The sequence below is a fragment of the Nitrobacter sp. 62-23 genome, assembly GCF_001897285.1.
Taxonomy (GTDB): domain Bacteria; phylum Pseudomonadota; class Alphaproteobacteria; order Rhizobiales; family Xanthobacteraceae; genus Nitrobacter.
In genome coordinates this window covers 18,255-33,454 of the sequence record NZ_MKSM01000094.1, presented here as the reverse complement: position 1 = coordinate 33,454, position 15,200 = coordinate 18,255, and the positions used below count along the sequence as shown (strand labels likewise).

The 15,200-nt window shown below is 61.7% G+C and carries 13 protein-coding genes; 5 read left to right on the top strand and 8 right to left on the bottom strand.

The window, feature by feature from the left end; genetic code table 11:
* Window positions 1–17 precede the first annotated feature (17 nt).
* A complete protein-coding gene (locus BGO16_RS08205; RefSeq protein WP_292618128.1) occupies window positions 18–2,357 on the top strand; it encodes a xanthine dehydrogenase family protein molybdopterin-binding subunit in 2,340 nt (779 codons plus the stop codon).
* Between the two features lie 23 nt (window positions 2,358–2,380).
* Complete coding sequence (locus tag BGO16_RS08200) at window positions 2,381–3,181, top strand: xanthine dehydrogenase family protein subunit M (protein ID WP_292618127.1); 801 nt, start codon at window positions 2,381–2,383, stop codon at window positions 3,179–3,181.
* 519 nt (window positions 3,182–3,700) lie between these two features.
* Here BGO16_RS08200 and BGO16_RS08195 read toward each other — a convergent pair.
* From BGO16_RS08195 to BGO16_RS08180, 4 genes are all read right to left on the bottom strand, one after another.
* Window positions 3,701–4,213, bottom strand: coding sequence for a TIGR02281 family clan AA aspartic protease (locus tag BGO16_RS08195; RefSeq protein WP_292618126.1), 513 nt, complete (start codon window positions 4,211–4,213; stop codon window positions 3,701–3,703).
* Window positions 4,210–4,371 (bottom strand): hypothetical protein, encoded by a 162-nt coding sequence (locus BGO16_RS08190; RefSeq protein ID WP_292618125.1) that lies wholly within the window; start codon window positions 4,369–4,371, stop codon window positions 4,210–4,212. The genes BGO16_RS08195 and BGO16_RS08190 overlap by 4 nt, the downstream gene beginning before the upstream one ends.
* A gap of 54 nt (window positions 4,372–4,425) precedes the next feature.
* Window positions 4,426–6,030 carry a HAMP domain-containing sensor histidine kinase gene (locus BGO16_RS08185; RefSeq protein WP_292618124.1) on the bottom strand — a complete coding sequence of 535 codons (1,605 nt, stop codon included), beginning with the start codon at window positions 6,028–6,030 and terminating at the stop codon, window positions 4,426–4,428.
* Between the two features lie 181 nt (window positions 6,031–6,211).
* A complete protein-coding gene (locus BGO16_RS08180; protein WP_292618123.1) occupies window positions 6,212–7,078 on the bottom strand; it encodes an NAD(P)-dependent oxidoreductase in 867 nt (288 codons plus the stop codon).
* 546 nt (window positions 7,079–7,624) lie between these two features.
* Here BGO16_RS08180 and BGO16_RS08175 point away from each other — a divergent pair.
* From BGO16_RS08175 to BGO16_RS08165, 3 genes are all read left to right on the top strand, one after another.
* Window positions 7,625–8,053, top strand: a complete 429-nt coding sequence (locus BGO16_RS08175; protein WP_292618122.1) for a VOC family protein — start codon at window positions 7,625–7,627, stop codon at window positions 8,051–8,053.
* Between the two features lie 239 nt (window positions 8,054–8,292).
* The gene (apbC, locus tag BGO16_RS08170; protein ID WP_292618121.1) at window positions 8,293–9,423 is read left to right on the top strand and encodes an iron-sulfur cluster carrier protein ApbC; all 1,131 of its coding nucleotides are present in this window, start codon (window positions 8,293–8,295) and stop codon (window positions 9,421–9,423) included.
* 49 nt (window positions 9,424–9,472) lie between these two features.
* Window positions 9,473–10,561: a TRAP transporter substrate-binding protein gene (locus tag BGO16_RS08165; RefSeq protein ID WP_292618120.1), complete on the top strand. Its 1,089-nt coding sequence runs from the start codon at window positions 9,473–9,475 to the stop codon at window positions 10,559–10,561.
* A 123-nt stretch (window positions 10,562–10,684) separates the two neighbouring features.
* Here the strand turns inward: BGO16_RS08165 and BGO16_RS08160 are convergent, their stop codons facing one another.
* The 4 genes from BGO16_RS08160 to BGO16_RS08145 form a co-directional block, all read right to left on the bottom strand.
* The gene (locus BGO16_RS08160) at window positions 10,685–12,295 is read right to left on the bottom strand and encodes a TRAP transporter large permease subunit (RefSeq protein WP_292618119.1); all 1,611 of its coding nucleotides are present in this window, start codon (window positions 12,293–12,295) and stop codon (window positions 10,685–10,687) included.
* Window positions 12,292–12,831, bottom strand: coding sequence for a TRAP transporter small permease subunit (locus BGO16_RS08155; RefSeq protein WP_292618165.1), 540 nt, complete (start codon window positions 12,829–12,831; stop codon window positions 12,292–12,294). Before BGO16_RS08155 ends, BGO16_RS08160 begins: the two co-directional genes overlap by 4 nt.
* Window positions 12,832–13,079: 248 nt before the next feature.
* Window positions 13,080–14,114, bottom strand: coding sequence for a GTP 3',8-cyclase MoaA (moaA, locus tag BGO16_RS08150; protein ID WP_292618118.1), 1,035 nt, complete (start codon window positions 14,112–14,114; stop codon window positions 13,080–13,082).
* 343 nt (window positions 14,115–14,457) lie between these two features.
* Window positions 14,458–15,156 carry an HAD family hydrolase gene (locus tag BGO16_RS08145; protein WP_292618117.1) on the bottom strand — a complete coding sequence of 233 codons (699 nt, stop codon included), beginning with the start codon at window positions 15,154–15,156 and terminating at the stop codon, window positions 14,458–14,460.
* Between the last annotated feature and the right edge of the window lie 44 nt (window positions 15,157–15,200).

Sequence of the window (15,200 nt, the reverse complement as noted above, 5' to 3'; positions counted from 1 at the left end):
TCCGAAGGGAGCGAATGATGGGAATCGAGGGAATCGGCGCCCGCGCGCTGCGCAAGGAAGACAAGCGCTTCATTACCGGCAGGGGCCGCTACGTCGATGATATCCGCTTGCATGGCATGACCTATGCGGCGTTCGTGCGCAGTCCCTACGCCCACGCCAAGGTGAGCGCGATTGACACCGCGCCGGCGCTTGCGATGCCGGGGGTGGTTGCCGTCCTGACCGGCAAGGAACTGGTCGACGACAAGATCGGCAACCTGATCTGCGGCTGGATGATCCACTCCAGGGACGGCTCACCGATGAAGATGGGGGCGTGGCCCGCGATGGCGCCGGAGACCGTGCGTTTCGTCGGGCAGGCCGTTGCCGTCGTCATCGCCGAGACGCGCAATCAGGCGCGCGACGCGGCTGAAGCTGTTGTCGTGACTTACGAGGAGCTTCCCGCGGTCGTCGATATGCGCGAGGCGGTCGCGAGCGGCGCGCCGCAGCTTCATCCGGAGGCGCCGGGCAATGTGATCTTCGATTGGACGCTTGGCGATGAAGCCGCAACCGAGGTGGCCTTCAACGCGGCCGCCAATATAGTCTCGCTCGACATCACCAACAATCGTCTGGCGCCAAATGCGATCGAGCCGCGCGCCGCGATCGCCGAGTATGATCCGGCGGAGGAGCACTTCACGCTCTATACCACTTCGCAGAATCCGCATGTGGCGCGGCTTGTGCTCTCGGCGTTCTACAACATCGCGCAGGAGCACAAACTGCGCGTGATCGCGCCTGATGTCGGTGGCGGCTTCGGCTCGAAAATCTTCATCTACCCCGAGGAGATGGTGGCGCTGTGGGCCGCGAAGAAGACCGGCCGCCCGGTGAAATGGACCGCCGACCGCACCGAGTCATTCCTGACCGACGCGCACGGCCGCGATCATCTGACCAGGGCCGAGATGGCGTTCGACAAGGACAACAGGATCACGGGATTGCGCGTGAAGACCCATGCCAATCTCGGCGCCTACATGTCGCTGTTCTCCTCGTCGGTGCCAACCTATCTCTACGCCACGCTGCTGTCGGGCCAGTACGACATTCCCAATATCTTCGCCGAGGTGATCAGCGTCTATACCAACACCGCGCCGGTGGACGCCTATCGCGGCGCGGGCCGGCCCGAGGCGAGTTACGTTGTCGAGCGGCTGATGGAAACCGCGGCGCGCCAGCTCAAGGTCGATCCGACCGAACTGCGGCGCAAGAACTTCATCACCCAGTTTCCGCATCAGACGCCGGTCATCATGGCTTATGACATCGGCGACTTTAACGCGTCGCTCGATGCGGCGATGAAGGCGATCGATTATGCCGGGTTCGCGGCGCGCAAGGCCAAGGCAAAGAGCGAGGGCAGGCTGCGCGGCATCGGCGTGTCCTGTTATATCGAAGCCTGCGGCATTGCGCCGTCAAAGGCCGTCGGCAGCCTCGGAGCCGGCGTGGGCTTGTGGGAATCCGCGGAGGTGCGCGTCAATCCGGTGGGTACTATCGAGGTGCTGACGGGGTCGCACAGTCACGGCCAGGGGCACGAGACGGCATTCGCGCAAGTGGTCGCCGGCCGGCTCGGAATTTCAATCGATCAGGTTCAGATCGTGCACGGCGACACCGACAAGGTGCAGTTCGGCATGGGCACCTACGGCTCGCGCTCGGCGGCCGTGGGCTTGTCGGCCATCGTCAAGGCGATGGAGAAGGTCGAGGCCAAGGCGAAGAAGATCGTCGCGCATCAGCTCGAGGCTTCGGAAAACGACATCGTCATCGAGGAAGGCCAGTTCAAAGTTGCCGGCACCGACAAGGCGATTGCGCTGCCGATGGTCGCGCTGGCCGCCTACACCGCGCACAACCTGCCCGACGGCATGGAGCCGGGGCTGAAGGAGAGCGCGTTCTACGATCCGACCAACTTCACGTTTCCGGCGGGCGCCTACATTTGCGAGGTCGAGGTTGACGCCGATACCGGCAAGACGTCGTTCGTCAACTTCGTCGCGGCGGATGACTTCGGCCGCCTCATCAATCCGATGATTGTCGAAGGGCAGGTCCATGGCGGCCTCGCGCAGGGCATCGGCCAGGCGCTGCTGGAGCACGCGGTCTATGACGAGAACGGTCAGTTGCTCACGGCCTCGTTCATGGACTATGCGATGCCGCGCGCCGAAGACCTGCCGTCCTTCAATATCCAGCACACCATGACGGAGTGTCCGGGCAATCCGCTCGGCGTAAAGGGTTGCGGCGAGGCCGGCGCGATCGGTGCATCTGCCGCCGTCATCAACGCCATCACCGACGCCATCGGCAACAACGATCTTGCGATGCCGGCCTCGCCCGACCGCGTCTGGCACGCGATCCACGGCTGAACGACGGGCAGGGAGACGCGGCCATGTATCAGACCACCTATCATCGCCCCGCCAGCATCGACGAAGCCGTTTCGCTGTTCGCCAAGGCTTCCGATCCGAAATATCTCGCCGGCGGCCATACGTTGCTGCCGGTGATGAAGCAGCGGCTGGCGGCTCCCTCCGACGTGATCGATCTTGCCGGGATCAGTGAACTGATCGGCGTGGAGGCGTCCGGTGACACGCTCACGATCAGGGCGGCCACCACCTATTATGACATCATGACCAACGCCGATGTGAAGAAGGCGATTCCGGCGCTGGTGCATCTGACGTCGTTGCTCGGCGATCCCGCAGTCCGTTATCGTGGCACCATCGGCGGATCGATCGCCAACAACGATCCGGCCGCCGACTATCCGGCGGCCGTCCTGGCGCTTGGCGCGACCGTGAAGACCAACAAACGGTCGATCGCAGCCGATGATTTCTTCAAAGGACTGTTCACGACGGCGCTGGAAGACGGCGAGATCATCACTGAAATAGGCTTCCCGATTCCGGAAAGAGCCGGCTACGCCAAGATGCGTCATCCGGCTTCGCGTTTCGCGTTGACGGGCGTCTTCGTCGCCAGGATCAAAGGCGGCGACGTGCGCGTGGCTGCGACGGGCGCGTCGCAGAATGGCGTGATGCGGGTCCGCGCGATCGAGGCGGCGCTCAATGCCGATTGGTCTCCATCGGCGCTGGACGCGATCGGGATTTCGGATGCGGACATGATCGCCGACATTCACGGATCGGCGGCCTATCGCGCCAATCTCGTCAAGGTTATGGCCCAGCGCGCCATCCGGCAGGCGGGCTGATCCGGTCGCTCCGAACTCCCGCGCAGTTATGCCGTCCACGCTCGGCGCATGCCATCCGGCGATTGTCAGGCGTTATGCTAATAGCCAAAAAGATATATTGACTATGCATCTTAATCGAGCGAGTATTCAGTTCGTCAGGGTGATTCTTTGAGGCCCTGAATTCGAGGATCGGCCGAAGGCAGGCTCGTTCCCGGTGGCCCATCGCGATGCATGGTCCATCGTTCTGGAAAGTGGCGATCGCAAGACAGTTCAAGGTGGCTTGACCCACACAGCGGTCGGAGATGACCGTCCTGCCACCTTCGTCGACACAGGGATCTTCCGCAGGGATCGCTTGTCGACCGCGCCGGCGGCTCTCGCTCCGCCGGCGCCTCCTTTTGAGCAGGCCGTCGCCATGTTCTCGCTGGCAAGGATCGCTACCCCGGCAGGGGAATAAGCCAGATAGCATCGACGTATTTCCCGGGTGGTGCGTCTCAAACGAGACCTACGCCATGCGTTGTGAAACGCTGCGCATGAAGCCTTTTAGGGATAGCCGTGCAGCATTAATCGATCCGCGCGAACTTCCCAGCTTTCGAGCCGGTTGAGGAAACTCATCCCCAGAAGGTTGGTTTTCATCTGGCCGCGCGGAACAACGAGCGCGGGCACGGATCGCTCGACGAGCTTTCCGACCGCAAGCCGGTCGAGCGTCAGTCGCGCCGCGCGCGCCCGCCCGCCCGCCGTCTCGACGTCGACGTCGTAGTTCAGCAATTCCAACGGTAATCCCGCCGCTTTCGCGGTCTCGTAGGTGAGGACGACGGAGGTTGCGCCGGTGTCGATGATCATTGCTGTTTTCACGCCATTGATCTTGGCATGCAGCGTAAAATCCCCGTTCTGGGCACGGGGAATCTGGACGCTGCGCTCGGTTCCCGCACTGGCCTTGCGCAGCATGGTCGAGACCAGACGTCCTGCCGCAGATATCCGCGCGGGATCGCCATAGGCGACCACGGTTCCCGCCGTCGCCGCCAGCATGCCCAGCACCAGCAGGATACGGATCACAGCGCACCTGCCGGAGCGGGGGTGCGTGGCGGTTTTTCGCCCGCATCCCGTTCTGGAATATCAGAATCGATCACGTCCACGACTTTGTATCGATTCGATCCCGAATTATCGTGATCCGGGTTTTTGGTGACGACTGGTTGATTCAAGAAGCTCGGCATGGGCGTCTCGATGCTCATTCGGGATGACGACGATCAGTCATGCGCTGCCCTCGTCTAAAGACCCGTGCCGGCGTTCATGATCGGCTTGTTCCGCAGGTGGCGTCTTTCCTCCGCTGCGCGATCGGCGGTTCGTTCGGGTTGGAGCGGCGGAGCATCCTCCGCCATCGGCGCCAGAGCGGACATCACGCGCTCGGGCGGAAAAGTGACGATGACCTCAGTGCCGATGCGGAGCCTGGACCGCAGGGTGAACGTGCCGCCGTGCATGTCGATCAGGCTTTTTGCGATCGGCAAGCCGAGGCCCGCGCCTTGCTCGGCCGATTTGATCGAATTCGACCCTTGCCCGAATGACGCCAGCACGATCGGGATTTCGTCTTCAGCGATCCCCGAGCCGTTATCCTTGACGCTGAGGTACTGCCCGCCGGATGCGGTCCATCCGACCTTGAGCCAGATCTCCCCGCCCTGTGGCGTGAACTTGATCGAGTTTGACAACAGGTTGAGCACGATCTGGCGCGTGGCGCGCTCGTCCCCCCAGATTCGCGGCATGCCTTGTTCGAACACCTCGTGAATGGTGATGCCGCGGCTGGACGCCCGCAGCTTCAGGAGGTGATGACAGTCCTCGACGACATGGACCAGGGACACCGCTTCTTCGTTGAGTTCATAACGGCCGGCCTCGATCCGCGACAGGTCGAGGATCTCGTTGATCAGATTCAGCAGGTGAACACCGGAATTATGGATGTCGGCCGAGTAGGTCTTGTAGGCCGGGACCGCATGTTTGCCGAAAATCTCGCTCTTCATCACCTCGGAAAATCCAAGGATGGCGTTGAGCGGCGTCCGCAGTTCGTGACTCATTTGAGCCAGAAATCTTGATTTTGCGACGTTGGCCGATTCCGCGCGATGCCGCGCTTCATCGGAAATGGCCTTGGCCTGCTCGAGTTCGGCGATCAGGGCATCCTTCTCCGCGCGTGCTTCAAGTGTCGCCAGCGTGGTGGAATGCAGGCGATGCGCGAGCAATGCGAAGTATCCTTCCGCGGCCAGCGCGAGAACGGCCAGGATGTAGTCATTGAAGGTGCCCGCGATTGCGAACTTCAGCGCGACCGCTGTTGTCACGGGAGCGGTCGCGGCAAGCGCGGCAATGGGCAGGCTGGCGGCAAGCATGCTCGATACCGCCACGATCAGCAGCATCAGGAACATCATCAGGGTATTGGCAACCAGGTTCGAACCGGAAGGCTGAACCAGGATCGTCATCCAGCATAGGCCGTACAGGAGATCGAGCAGGATGAAGCGCGCGCGCCATCTGCGCGTGCTGTTGTGGGGCGAGGTCTCGTTGAGGAAATTGTTGCAGTTGTAGATGATGAGACCATGGACGCAGAGCATCACGAATGTCCATGCCGCAGCCGTGGCTGGCTCGATCCGGAAACCGAACAGCACGCCGGCGGCGACCACGAGCAGCATCACCACGAACGAGGCCGACAGTCGCGTTTGCGCATATTGCCGGAGCAGTTCGTGATCGAACGCCGGGCGTGTTCCGCTGGTCGAGGTCAAGCGGTCGCGCGCTTCGCGGACCCGCTGCGTGGCGGCGCGCCGATGGCGTGCGGAAGGTACAATCGCGGGCGCGACCGGAACCTGGGCAACTTCAGGTTTATCGGCGGGGGTACTCATCAACCAGACACGAATCCTGCACGCGGCCGCGCGAGCCTTTGCTCGCCTATCTTTGGCGCTAAATCATTAAGGGCTGCCTTAAAGTGCAGGACAATCCGGTTAACGGGTGGTTAAATCCTCCTGGAAACAGGACTTGCTGCGGCGAATGGACCGGATCGGTCCATCATAAATCCGGCGCCCGTTAACGCTCAAGCCGCGCCAGGAGACTTGACGTGTCCCAGCGGCAGCCTCCCATTTTCTCGACTTCTGCGTAAAACGCATCCACTAGGCTTGTGACCGGAAGGCTGGCGCCATTGCGGCGGGCTTCCGAGAGGCAGATCGAGAGGTCCTTGCGCATCCATTCGACGGCGAAGCCGAAATCGAACCTGCCTTCGTTCATCGTCCTGGAGCGGTTGTCCATCTGCCACGATTGAGCGGCGCCCTTCGAAATCACCTCGACCACCGAGTTGATGTCCAGTCCGGCCTTCCTGGCGAAGTGGATGCCCTCCGACAGCCCTTCCACGAGGCCGGCAATGCAGATCTGGTTGACCATTTTGGTCAACTGACCCGCGCCCGCCGGGCCGAGCCGTTTGCACATCCTGGCGTAGGCCGCGATGACCGGTTCGGCGGCGGCGTACGCATTTTCCGTTCCCCCGCACATGACTGTGAGAGCGCCGTTTTCAGCGCCGGCCTGGCCGCCGGAGACCGGGGCGTCGACAAAACCGAAGCCGCGCCTGGTCGCTTCGGCATCGAGTTCGCGCGCGATCTCTGCCGAGGCGGTCGTATGATCGACAAAGGTAGCGCCTCGCTTCATTCCAGCAAACGCGCCGCCGTCGCCAACCGTGATCGCGCGCAAGTCGTCGTCGTTGCCGACGCAGGCCATCACGAAATCCTGACCCTCGGCTGCCGCTTGCGGCGTCGGCGCGGTTTTGCCGCCGAATTTTCCGGCCCATGCCTCGGCCTTGGCCGGCGTTCGATTGAACACCGTCACCTCGTGGCCCCTTGCGGTGAGATGTCCTGCCATGGGAAACCCCATGACGCCGAGACCGAGAAATGCGACTTTAGCCATATCTGAACCTTATCATGTCCGAACCGTGTTCAAAAAACTGCGGTTTTGCCGTCATCGCGGCCAGGCCTGTTTGACGGGCGTTTTGCGGGTGGGAGCGGGGTGGGTGCGTCGCGATCAAATCTGGTGGAGCGGATTTTGACTTTCGCGGCCCACTTGACCGCGAGTTAGCGGTGCGAATGTCAAATCCAAACTCCGTGTTCGTCGATTCTAACATTTGTAAAAAGAACGCTCTGCAAGGGAATGCAAATGTTAGGATCGAACCCGGTGGCCTGCCATCCAGCATAGCCCTTGGGGCCGGAGCGGCAAAGGCGGGAATATCCAGAAGCGCGGGCCGCAACGGCAATGCGATAGGACAGGAGAGGGTTGTCGCCGGCAGAATTCCAAGACGGTGTGAAACGCGTTAGAGCATGATCTCTGAAAGTGGAAACCGGTTTTCGGAAAAGATCATGATCAAGCAAAGATAAGCGACGGGTCTGATTCAACGCTGTTGAAACAGACGCTGGAATTGAACCGGTATCGATTGTCAGTCGACAGGAGCGGCGCGACATGAGCGTGGGCACGCTTGATCACTTCAACATCCGGACCCGCAAGCTTGCCGAGACGGTGCGCTTTTACGAGGAGATCCTCGGTCTCACCAAAGGCGCCCGGCCGGACTTCGCTTTTCCGGGCGCATGGCTCTATAGCGAGGGCAAGCCGGTGGTTCATCTCGTCGACATCTCCCCGACGTCCGAGCCGCAGAAGCCGGATTCGGGTGTGGTCCATCATATCGCCTTCGCCAGCCGCAATTTCGAGAGCATGAAACAGCGTCTGGAATCAAAAGGCTTCGCTTTCAGGGCTCGCGAAGTCCCCGGCGGAGCCCTGTGGCAGATTTTCGTCAGCGACCCGAACGGGGTAATGATCGAACTGAACTACGATGCGGCGGCTGAACGGGAGCGGCCTCCGCAGGCTTCGAGCCCGGACCTGCCGTTGGATTAGTCAAGCACGGACATTGACCGGGGTGAGGCGGGTCGCCATGTTGAGTCTGTTTCGTCGCCAGTGACCCAGTTCAACATTTGCCCCCGTCGCGACAGGCATTCCTGCAAATGTCAGATCAAGGGACCGCTGGCAAATCTGGTTTCCAGTGGAGGATTTGATGTTCGCTGCTCGCGCTCGCTGCAAGCCGGCTACCGAATGTCAAGTCCACTCCACGAGCGAGCCGATCCCGGAGTGACCACTTGACCGTAACGCCGCAACAGGTTCTCGATCGGCTGGCTGGTGTCCTGTCTCCGCGCGGCGTGGCGCTGACCGATGCCGGCGTACTGTCCGAGATCGCCGTCACTGGCGACCGGGTGTTGTTCTCCATCGACGTCGAGGCCTCGGAGATCGGCGCATGGGAGGACGTTCGCGCCCGGGCGGAGGCCGCCGTGCGCGCCATCCCCGGCGTGTCGGTTGCCATGGTCGTCTTGACCGCCGAACGCAAGGCCGGCGACGCCGCCCCCACGCCGCGGTCCACGCAAGGGATTCCGCATGTCTCGGCACATCGCGCGCCGCAAAAGCCGGCGTCACAGTCGCCGATGTCGCGACAGTCGGATATTCCCGGAGTTGCGGCCGTCATAGCCGTAGCCTCCGGCAAGGGGGGGGTCGGCAAATCGACCACCGCGCTCAATCTCGCGCTCGGCCTGCGGGCTCTCGGTCTGCGCGTTGGCCTGCTCGATGCGGATATCTATGGACCCTCGATCCCGAGACTGACCGGTATTCGGGAAAAGCCGCGACTGAGCGACGAGAAAAAAATGATCCCGATCCAGCGTTTCGGCCTCGCGATCATGTCGGTCGGCTTCCTGGTCGAGGAAGAAAGCGCAATGATCTGGCGCGGCCCGATGGTGACGTCCGCGATCAGGCAGATGCTGCGGGATGTCGCCTGGGGCGAACTCGACGTTCTGGTCGTGGACATGCCGCCGGGGACCGGAGACGCGCAACTGACGCTGGCGCAGACCGTGCCGCTCAAGGGCGCCGTCATCGTTTCGACGCCGCAGGATTTGTCGCTGATCGACGCGCGGCGCGGGATTGCGATGTTCAGGAAGGTCAACGTGCCGGTTCTTGGCATCGTCGAAAACATGAGCTTTTTCCAGTGTCCGCATTGCGGGACGCGAAGCGATATCTTTGGTCACGGGGGCGCGCGACATGAGGCGGAACGGCTGGGCGTGCCGTTTCTGGGCGAAGTCCCGCTTCACATGTCGATTCGCGAGACCTCCGACTCGGGTCATCCGGTGGTGGAGAGCGAGCCGGACGGACCGCATGCGGCGATCTATCGCGTCATTGCCGGGCGTGTTCGCGACCAGCTTCACAGTGTGATCGCTGCGGCCTGAACAGCGTCTGCCGGAATTCGTAAGAAACGTCGTCATAGGGAGTGTCTGAATGAAACGCCGCGATTTTCTGAAAGCTTCGGCGGCCGGCTCCGCTGCCGCGATCGTAGCCTCGCCGGCAATCGCGCAATCGGCACCCGAGATCAAATGGCGCATGACGTCGAGCTTCCCGAAGTCGCTCGACACGATCTATGGCGGTGCCGAGTTTTTCGCGAGGCAAGTCGCGGAAATGACCGACAACAAGTTTCAGATCCAGCTCTTCGCCGCCGGCGAGATCGTCCCCGGATTGCAGGCGCTCGATGCGGCCGCCAACAATACCGTCGAGATGAGCCATACCGTTTCCTATTATTATGTCGGAAAGGATCCGACCTTCGCGATCTTCGCGTCTGTCCCGTTCGGCCTCAATGCGCGTCAGCAGAATTCCTGGCTCTATCAGGGCGGAGGGAACGAACTCGCCAATGAGTTCTTCAAGAAGTTCGGAGTCATCGGTTTTCCCTGCGGCAATACCGGCACGCAGATGGGCGGCTGGTTCCGCAAGGAGATCAAGACGGTCGCCGACCTGTCGGGCCTGAAGATGCGAATCGGCGGCATTGCCGGGCAGGTGCTTCAGAAAGTCGGCGTCGTGCCGCAACAGCTTGCGGGCGGCGACATTTATCCCTCGCTCGAAAAGGGCACGATCGATGCGGCCGAGTGGGTCGGCCCATACGACGATGAAAAACTGGGCTTCCAGAAAGTCGCGAAATACTATTGCTATCCCGGCTTCTGGGAAGGCGGCCCGACGATCCACGCTTTCTGCAATCTGGAAAAGTGGAACACCTTGCCGAAAGCCTATCAGGCCATCGTGATGAATGCGGCCGCCAACGCCAACACCTGGATGACGGCGCGCTACGACATGCAGAATCCCGCCGCTCTCAAGCGGCTCGTCGCTGGTGGCACCCAATTGCGGCCGTTCAGCAACGAGATCCTCGAGGCTTGCCTGAAGGCGACGAACGAATTGTGGGGTGAGATTTCGGCGAAGAACCCCGACTTCAAGAAGACCATCGAGATCATGCAGGCCTATCGTTCGGACGGATACCTGTGGTGGCAGGTGGCCGAGTATACCTATGACAGCTTCATGATCCGGTCGCGTACGCGCGGTTGACGGCGCACCCAAGCAGTTCGGGCGCGAAGCACTCATAGAGCCTTCCCGCTTCTGATGGAATCAGAAGCGGGACTCTATGATTTTTCTTCCCGCGAACCGGTCTCCACGTCGCTCGAAAAAGCTCTATTGCTGTGGTGTCAGTGGTGGACCGAAATCGAGCGGCGCGACGTCGATATCGGGAATCTCGATCCTGATCTTGTCGAGATCGACGGTTGCCGGTTTGCCGAGCAGGCCTGTCACCGTGGCGGGAAACGCGATCACGAGCACGACCATGATGATCTGCAATCCGATCCAGGGTACGGCGCCCCAGTAGATGTCGGAGCTTTTCACCTCGCGCGGCGCGACTCCGCGCAGATAGAACAGCGCGAAACCGAATGGAGGATGCAGGAACGAGGTCTGCATGTTGACGCAGATCATGACGCCGAACCAGATCAGGGCGGCGTCCGCGCCGACGATCGGAGCGAGAAGCTTCTGCGCCACCGGGGCGATCATCGGCAGGATGATGAAGGCGATCTCAAAGAAATCGAGGAAAAACGCCAGGAAGAAGATGAAGATGTTGATGAAGGCGAGAAAGCCCCACGCGCCGCCCGGCAGCGAGGTCAGCAGATGTTCGAGCCATTCGCCGCCGGATACGCCGAGAAACACCACAGAGAAGCAGGTCGAGCCGATCAGGATGAACGTCACCATGGTGGTGAGGCGCATCGTCGATTGATAGCCCTGCTTGATGAGGCCTCGAAGCCCGGGAATTCGGACCGCTTCCAGGCAAATCCACACCACCGCGAGATAGGTAACGGCGAACGCGATCTTGAAGACCAGCCCTTCCGCGACGAAGATGCCGACGAGCGTGCCGATGCCGCCAGCGATCGCGCCGACGATCAGGATTTTGCGGCCGGTGGTGCTGAAATCCTTGTGGTGAATGGCCGCAAGAACGATCGCGCCGACGGCGCCCATCGCGCCGGCTTCCGTCGGAGTCGCCAGCCCCATCATCATGGTGCCGAGCACGACGAAGATCAGGACGGCGGAGGGAATGATGCCCATCAGGCATTTCCGCCATAGCGGCCAACCGGTGAGCGTGCGGAATTCCTTCGGCACAGCGGGGACGTGATCGGGTCTGAAGATGCCGAGTAGGAAGGTGTAGCCGGCGAACAGCGCGATCTGGAACAGCGAAGGGCCCCAGGCGCCGAGATACATGTCGCCGACCGACTTTCCGAGCTGGTCGGCGAGAACGATCAGCACCAGCGAGGGCGGAACGAGTTGGGTGATGGTGCCGGATGCCGCCAGCACCCCGGTGATGTAGCGCGTATTGTAGCCGTAGCGCATCATCACGGGCATCGAGATCAGCGCCATCGCAATCACCTGCGCCGCGACCGTGCCGGTGATGGCGCCGAGAATGAATCCGACGAGAATGACCGAATAGCCCAGGCCGCCGCGGATCGGCCCGAACAACTGGCCCATCGAGTCGAGCATGTCTTCCGCGAGACCGCAGCGCTCGAGCACCGATCCCATGAAGGTGAAAAACGGAATCGCGAGCAGCAGTTCGTTGGACAGCACGCTGCCGAACACGCGTCCCGGAATGGCCTGAAGGAAATTCAGGTCGAAAAAGCCGAGATGGATCGCGAGGAAGCCGAAGGAGAGTCCGACCGCAGCCAGCGTGAAGGCTACCGGAAAGCCGATCAACATCGCCAGAACCAGGCCGCCGAACATCATCGGCGGCATCATCTGGAGCGTAATCATTGGGTCGGTCTCTCATACGTCGTATCGATCGTGACGCTGCCTTGCAGCGCCGCAACGCGCTTGATCACTTCCGAGACGCCCTGAAGTGCCAGCATCACAAAACCGGCCGGGATGACGAGCTTGATCGGCCAGCGGACCAGGCCGCCGGCATTTCCCGACATTTCGCCGACCGCGTAGGACTGCATGAAGAACGGCCATGACAGGTAGCTCAGCAACAGGCAGGCGGGAATCAGAAAGAAGAGGGTGCCGATGAGATCGAGCCAGAGTCTGCCGCGCTCGGACAGGAACAGATAGAAGATCTCGACGCGGACGTGCTCATTGCGCTTGAAGGTGTAGGACGCGCCGAACATCACGAGGACGGCGAACATGTACCACTGCAATTCGAGCCAGCCGTTCGAACTGTAGTCGAAGGCGTACCGGACCATCGCGTTGCCGGCGCTCACCAGGACAGCGAGCAGCACGAGGACATTGCAGATGGATCCGATCTTTTCGTTGAGCTGGTCGATGGCCGCGCTCAGGGCCAGAAACGGACGCATCACATCCTCCTCGCGGCCGGCCGCGATTTTGGAAGCCGGATTGCAGAACGGCACGGCGCGCAAGCCATTACAGGACAGGCTACGCGTCAGGCCGCGGAGTTTCGGCGCTTTCATGGAAATGCAGCGGGCCGCCGGCCCGCGTACCATGAAGCCGGCGCACCATTCCAGCGTCGGACTGCCGCCGTCAACCGGAGGCTTGTTGATATCGAGGGAGTTTTGAGCGGCGCCGTCCGCGCGCGCTTATTCGCCTAACCGCCGGTGACGCTCATGTGCCGACTCACGCTTGGGCGGTTGTGGCGGTCGATGATGAAGTCATGGCCTTTCGGCTTCAGACCAATGGCGCGATCGATGGTTTCGTACAGCAGATCGTCGCTGGCGGACGCGCGCAGCGGCCGGCGTAGGTCCGAAGCGTCTTCATGGCCGAGGCAGGTGTGCAGGGTGCCCGTGCAGGTGATGCGGACGCGGTTGCAGGACTCGCAGAAATTGTGGGTCATCGGCGTGATGAAGCCGAGTTTGCCGCCGGTTTCGCTGACCCGGACGTAGCGGGCGGGACCGCCCGTGCTGTCATCCAGATCGGTGAGGGTGTACTGGCTGGCGAGCCGGGCGCGCACCATCGACAACGGCAGATACTGGTCGGTGCGGGACTGTCCGATGTCGCCCATCGGCATGACCTCGATGAGGGTCAGCGCCATGCCCCGGCCGTGCGCCCACTCCATCAGAGATGGAATTTCGTCTTCGTTGAGACCTTTGAGAGCGACCGCGTTGATCTTGACGGCGAGGCCGGCGGCTTGCGCCGCATCGATCCCGGCCATGACCTTCTGCATGTCGCCCCAGCGCGTGATCTCGCGAAACTTGGTCGGATCGAGCGTGTCGAGCGACACGTTGATCCGCCGCACGCCGCAATCCTTCAGCTCGGAAGCGAAACGGGCCAGTTGCGATCCGTTGGTCGTGAGCGTCAGTTCGTTCAGAGCCCCGGTCTGCAGGTGACGCGACAGCGAATGGAATAGCGACATCACGTTACGGCGCACCAGCGGCTCACCACCGGTCAGCCGCAGCTTGCGCACGCCCTTGGCGATGAACGCCGAGCACAGGCGGTCAAGCTCTTCCAGAGTGAGCAGGTCGACCTTCGGCAGAAAAGTCATGTCTTCGGACATGCAATAGAAGCAGCGAAGGTCGCAGCGATCCGTGACCGATACGCGCAAATAGCTGATGGACCGGCCAAACGGGTCGATCATTTTCCGGGCGGAAGCAGAAGCCTCGGTAAGAGCAGAGGTACCGGTCATTCAATTTGCCTTGTTGCAACGGCGCGAGCGGTATTTGTTTCTTTTCTAATCTAGGCAAGTTATGGCCGCCGCACAATGCGTCAGCTCTGCTGCGATGCGCAAGAGTTAACCGGCGGGTGCGGGTTTGAGTGCGGGAGAGGGGATCGGGAAAAAGGCGTTGCCGTCGCGGGCTAAGCTGCCGGCGCCGTGGTGGCGGGCGCAGGCTGCTTTGGATCGGCCCGTCGCTTCAAGCTGCGACGAACTGCCGTGCCCTTCCGTTCGGACCACAAAAGCGCTGGCGGCCGCAATAGCTGATCGCAACCGACATCAACCATGCTGACGAGGTTGAATTCCGACAGATAAATCAGCCTGTTACGTTCAGCATCGGGGTCTGCAACGCCGCGATGCTGTCCGGCAACTCCCTCATATGGCTGATGACGCGGTCGGGTTTGAGTTCCGCGATCGGGGTTTCCGTATAACCGAACGTAACTCCGATGACCGGGATTCCGGCCCGGCGCGCGACTCCGACGTCGGGACCCGCATCGCCCACCATAATGGTGGCCCGCAGGCTCCCGCCCGCGCGTGCGACCGTCTGCTGCAATATCGCCGGATCCGGTTTGGACACGCCAAAGGTGTCGCCTCCGCAGATTGCAGAAAACCGCGAGCTCAATCCCAACTGGTCAAGCAACAGCTTGGCGAGCGATTCCAGCTTGTTGGTGCAGACCGCGAAACGGTACCCTCGCGCCGCCAGTTCGTCGAGCGCCTCGACAAGTCCCTCGAACGGACGCGACGCATCGGCGATATGGGCGGTGTAATAGTCGATGAAGTCGCCCATCATCCGCGTGATGTCGTCCGGCGTCGCGGGATGATCGTCGTGCTCGAGGCCGCGCTCGATCATGCGCCGAACCCCGGCGCCGATCATCGAGCGGGCTGTCGGCAACGACACCGTGCGCAGGCCTTCGCGGTCCAGAACGAAATTGAGCGCGGCGGCGAGGTCGGGCGCTGTATCGACCAGCGTCCCGTCGAGGTCGAACACGACCATTGGAAAAGGGGAAAGTGTCATAATGGCGGATCGGTACCCGCCTCGCGCCAGACATGCAAGAGAAA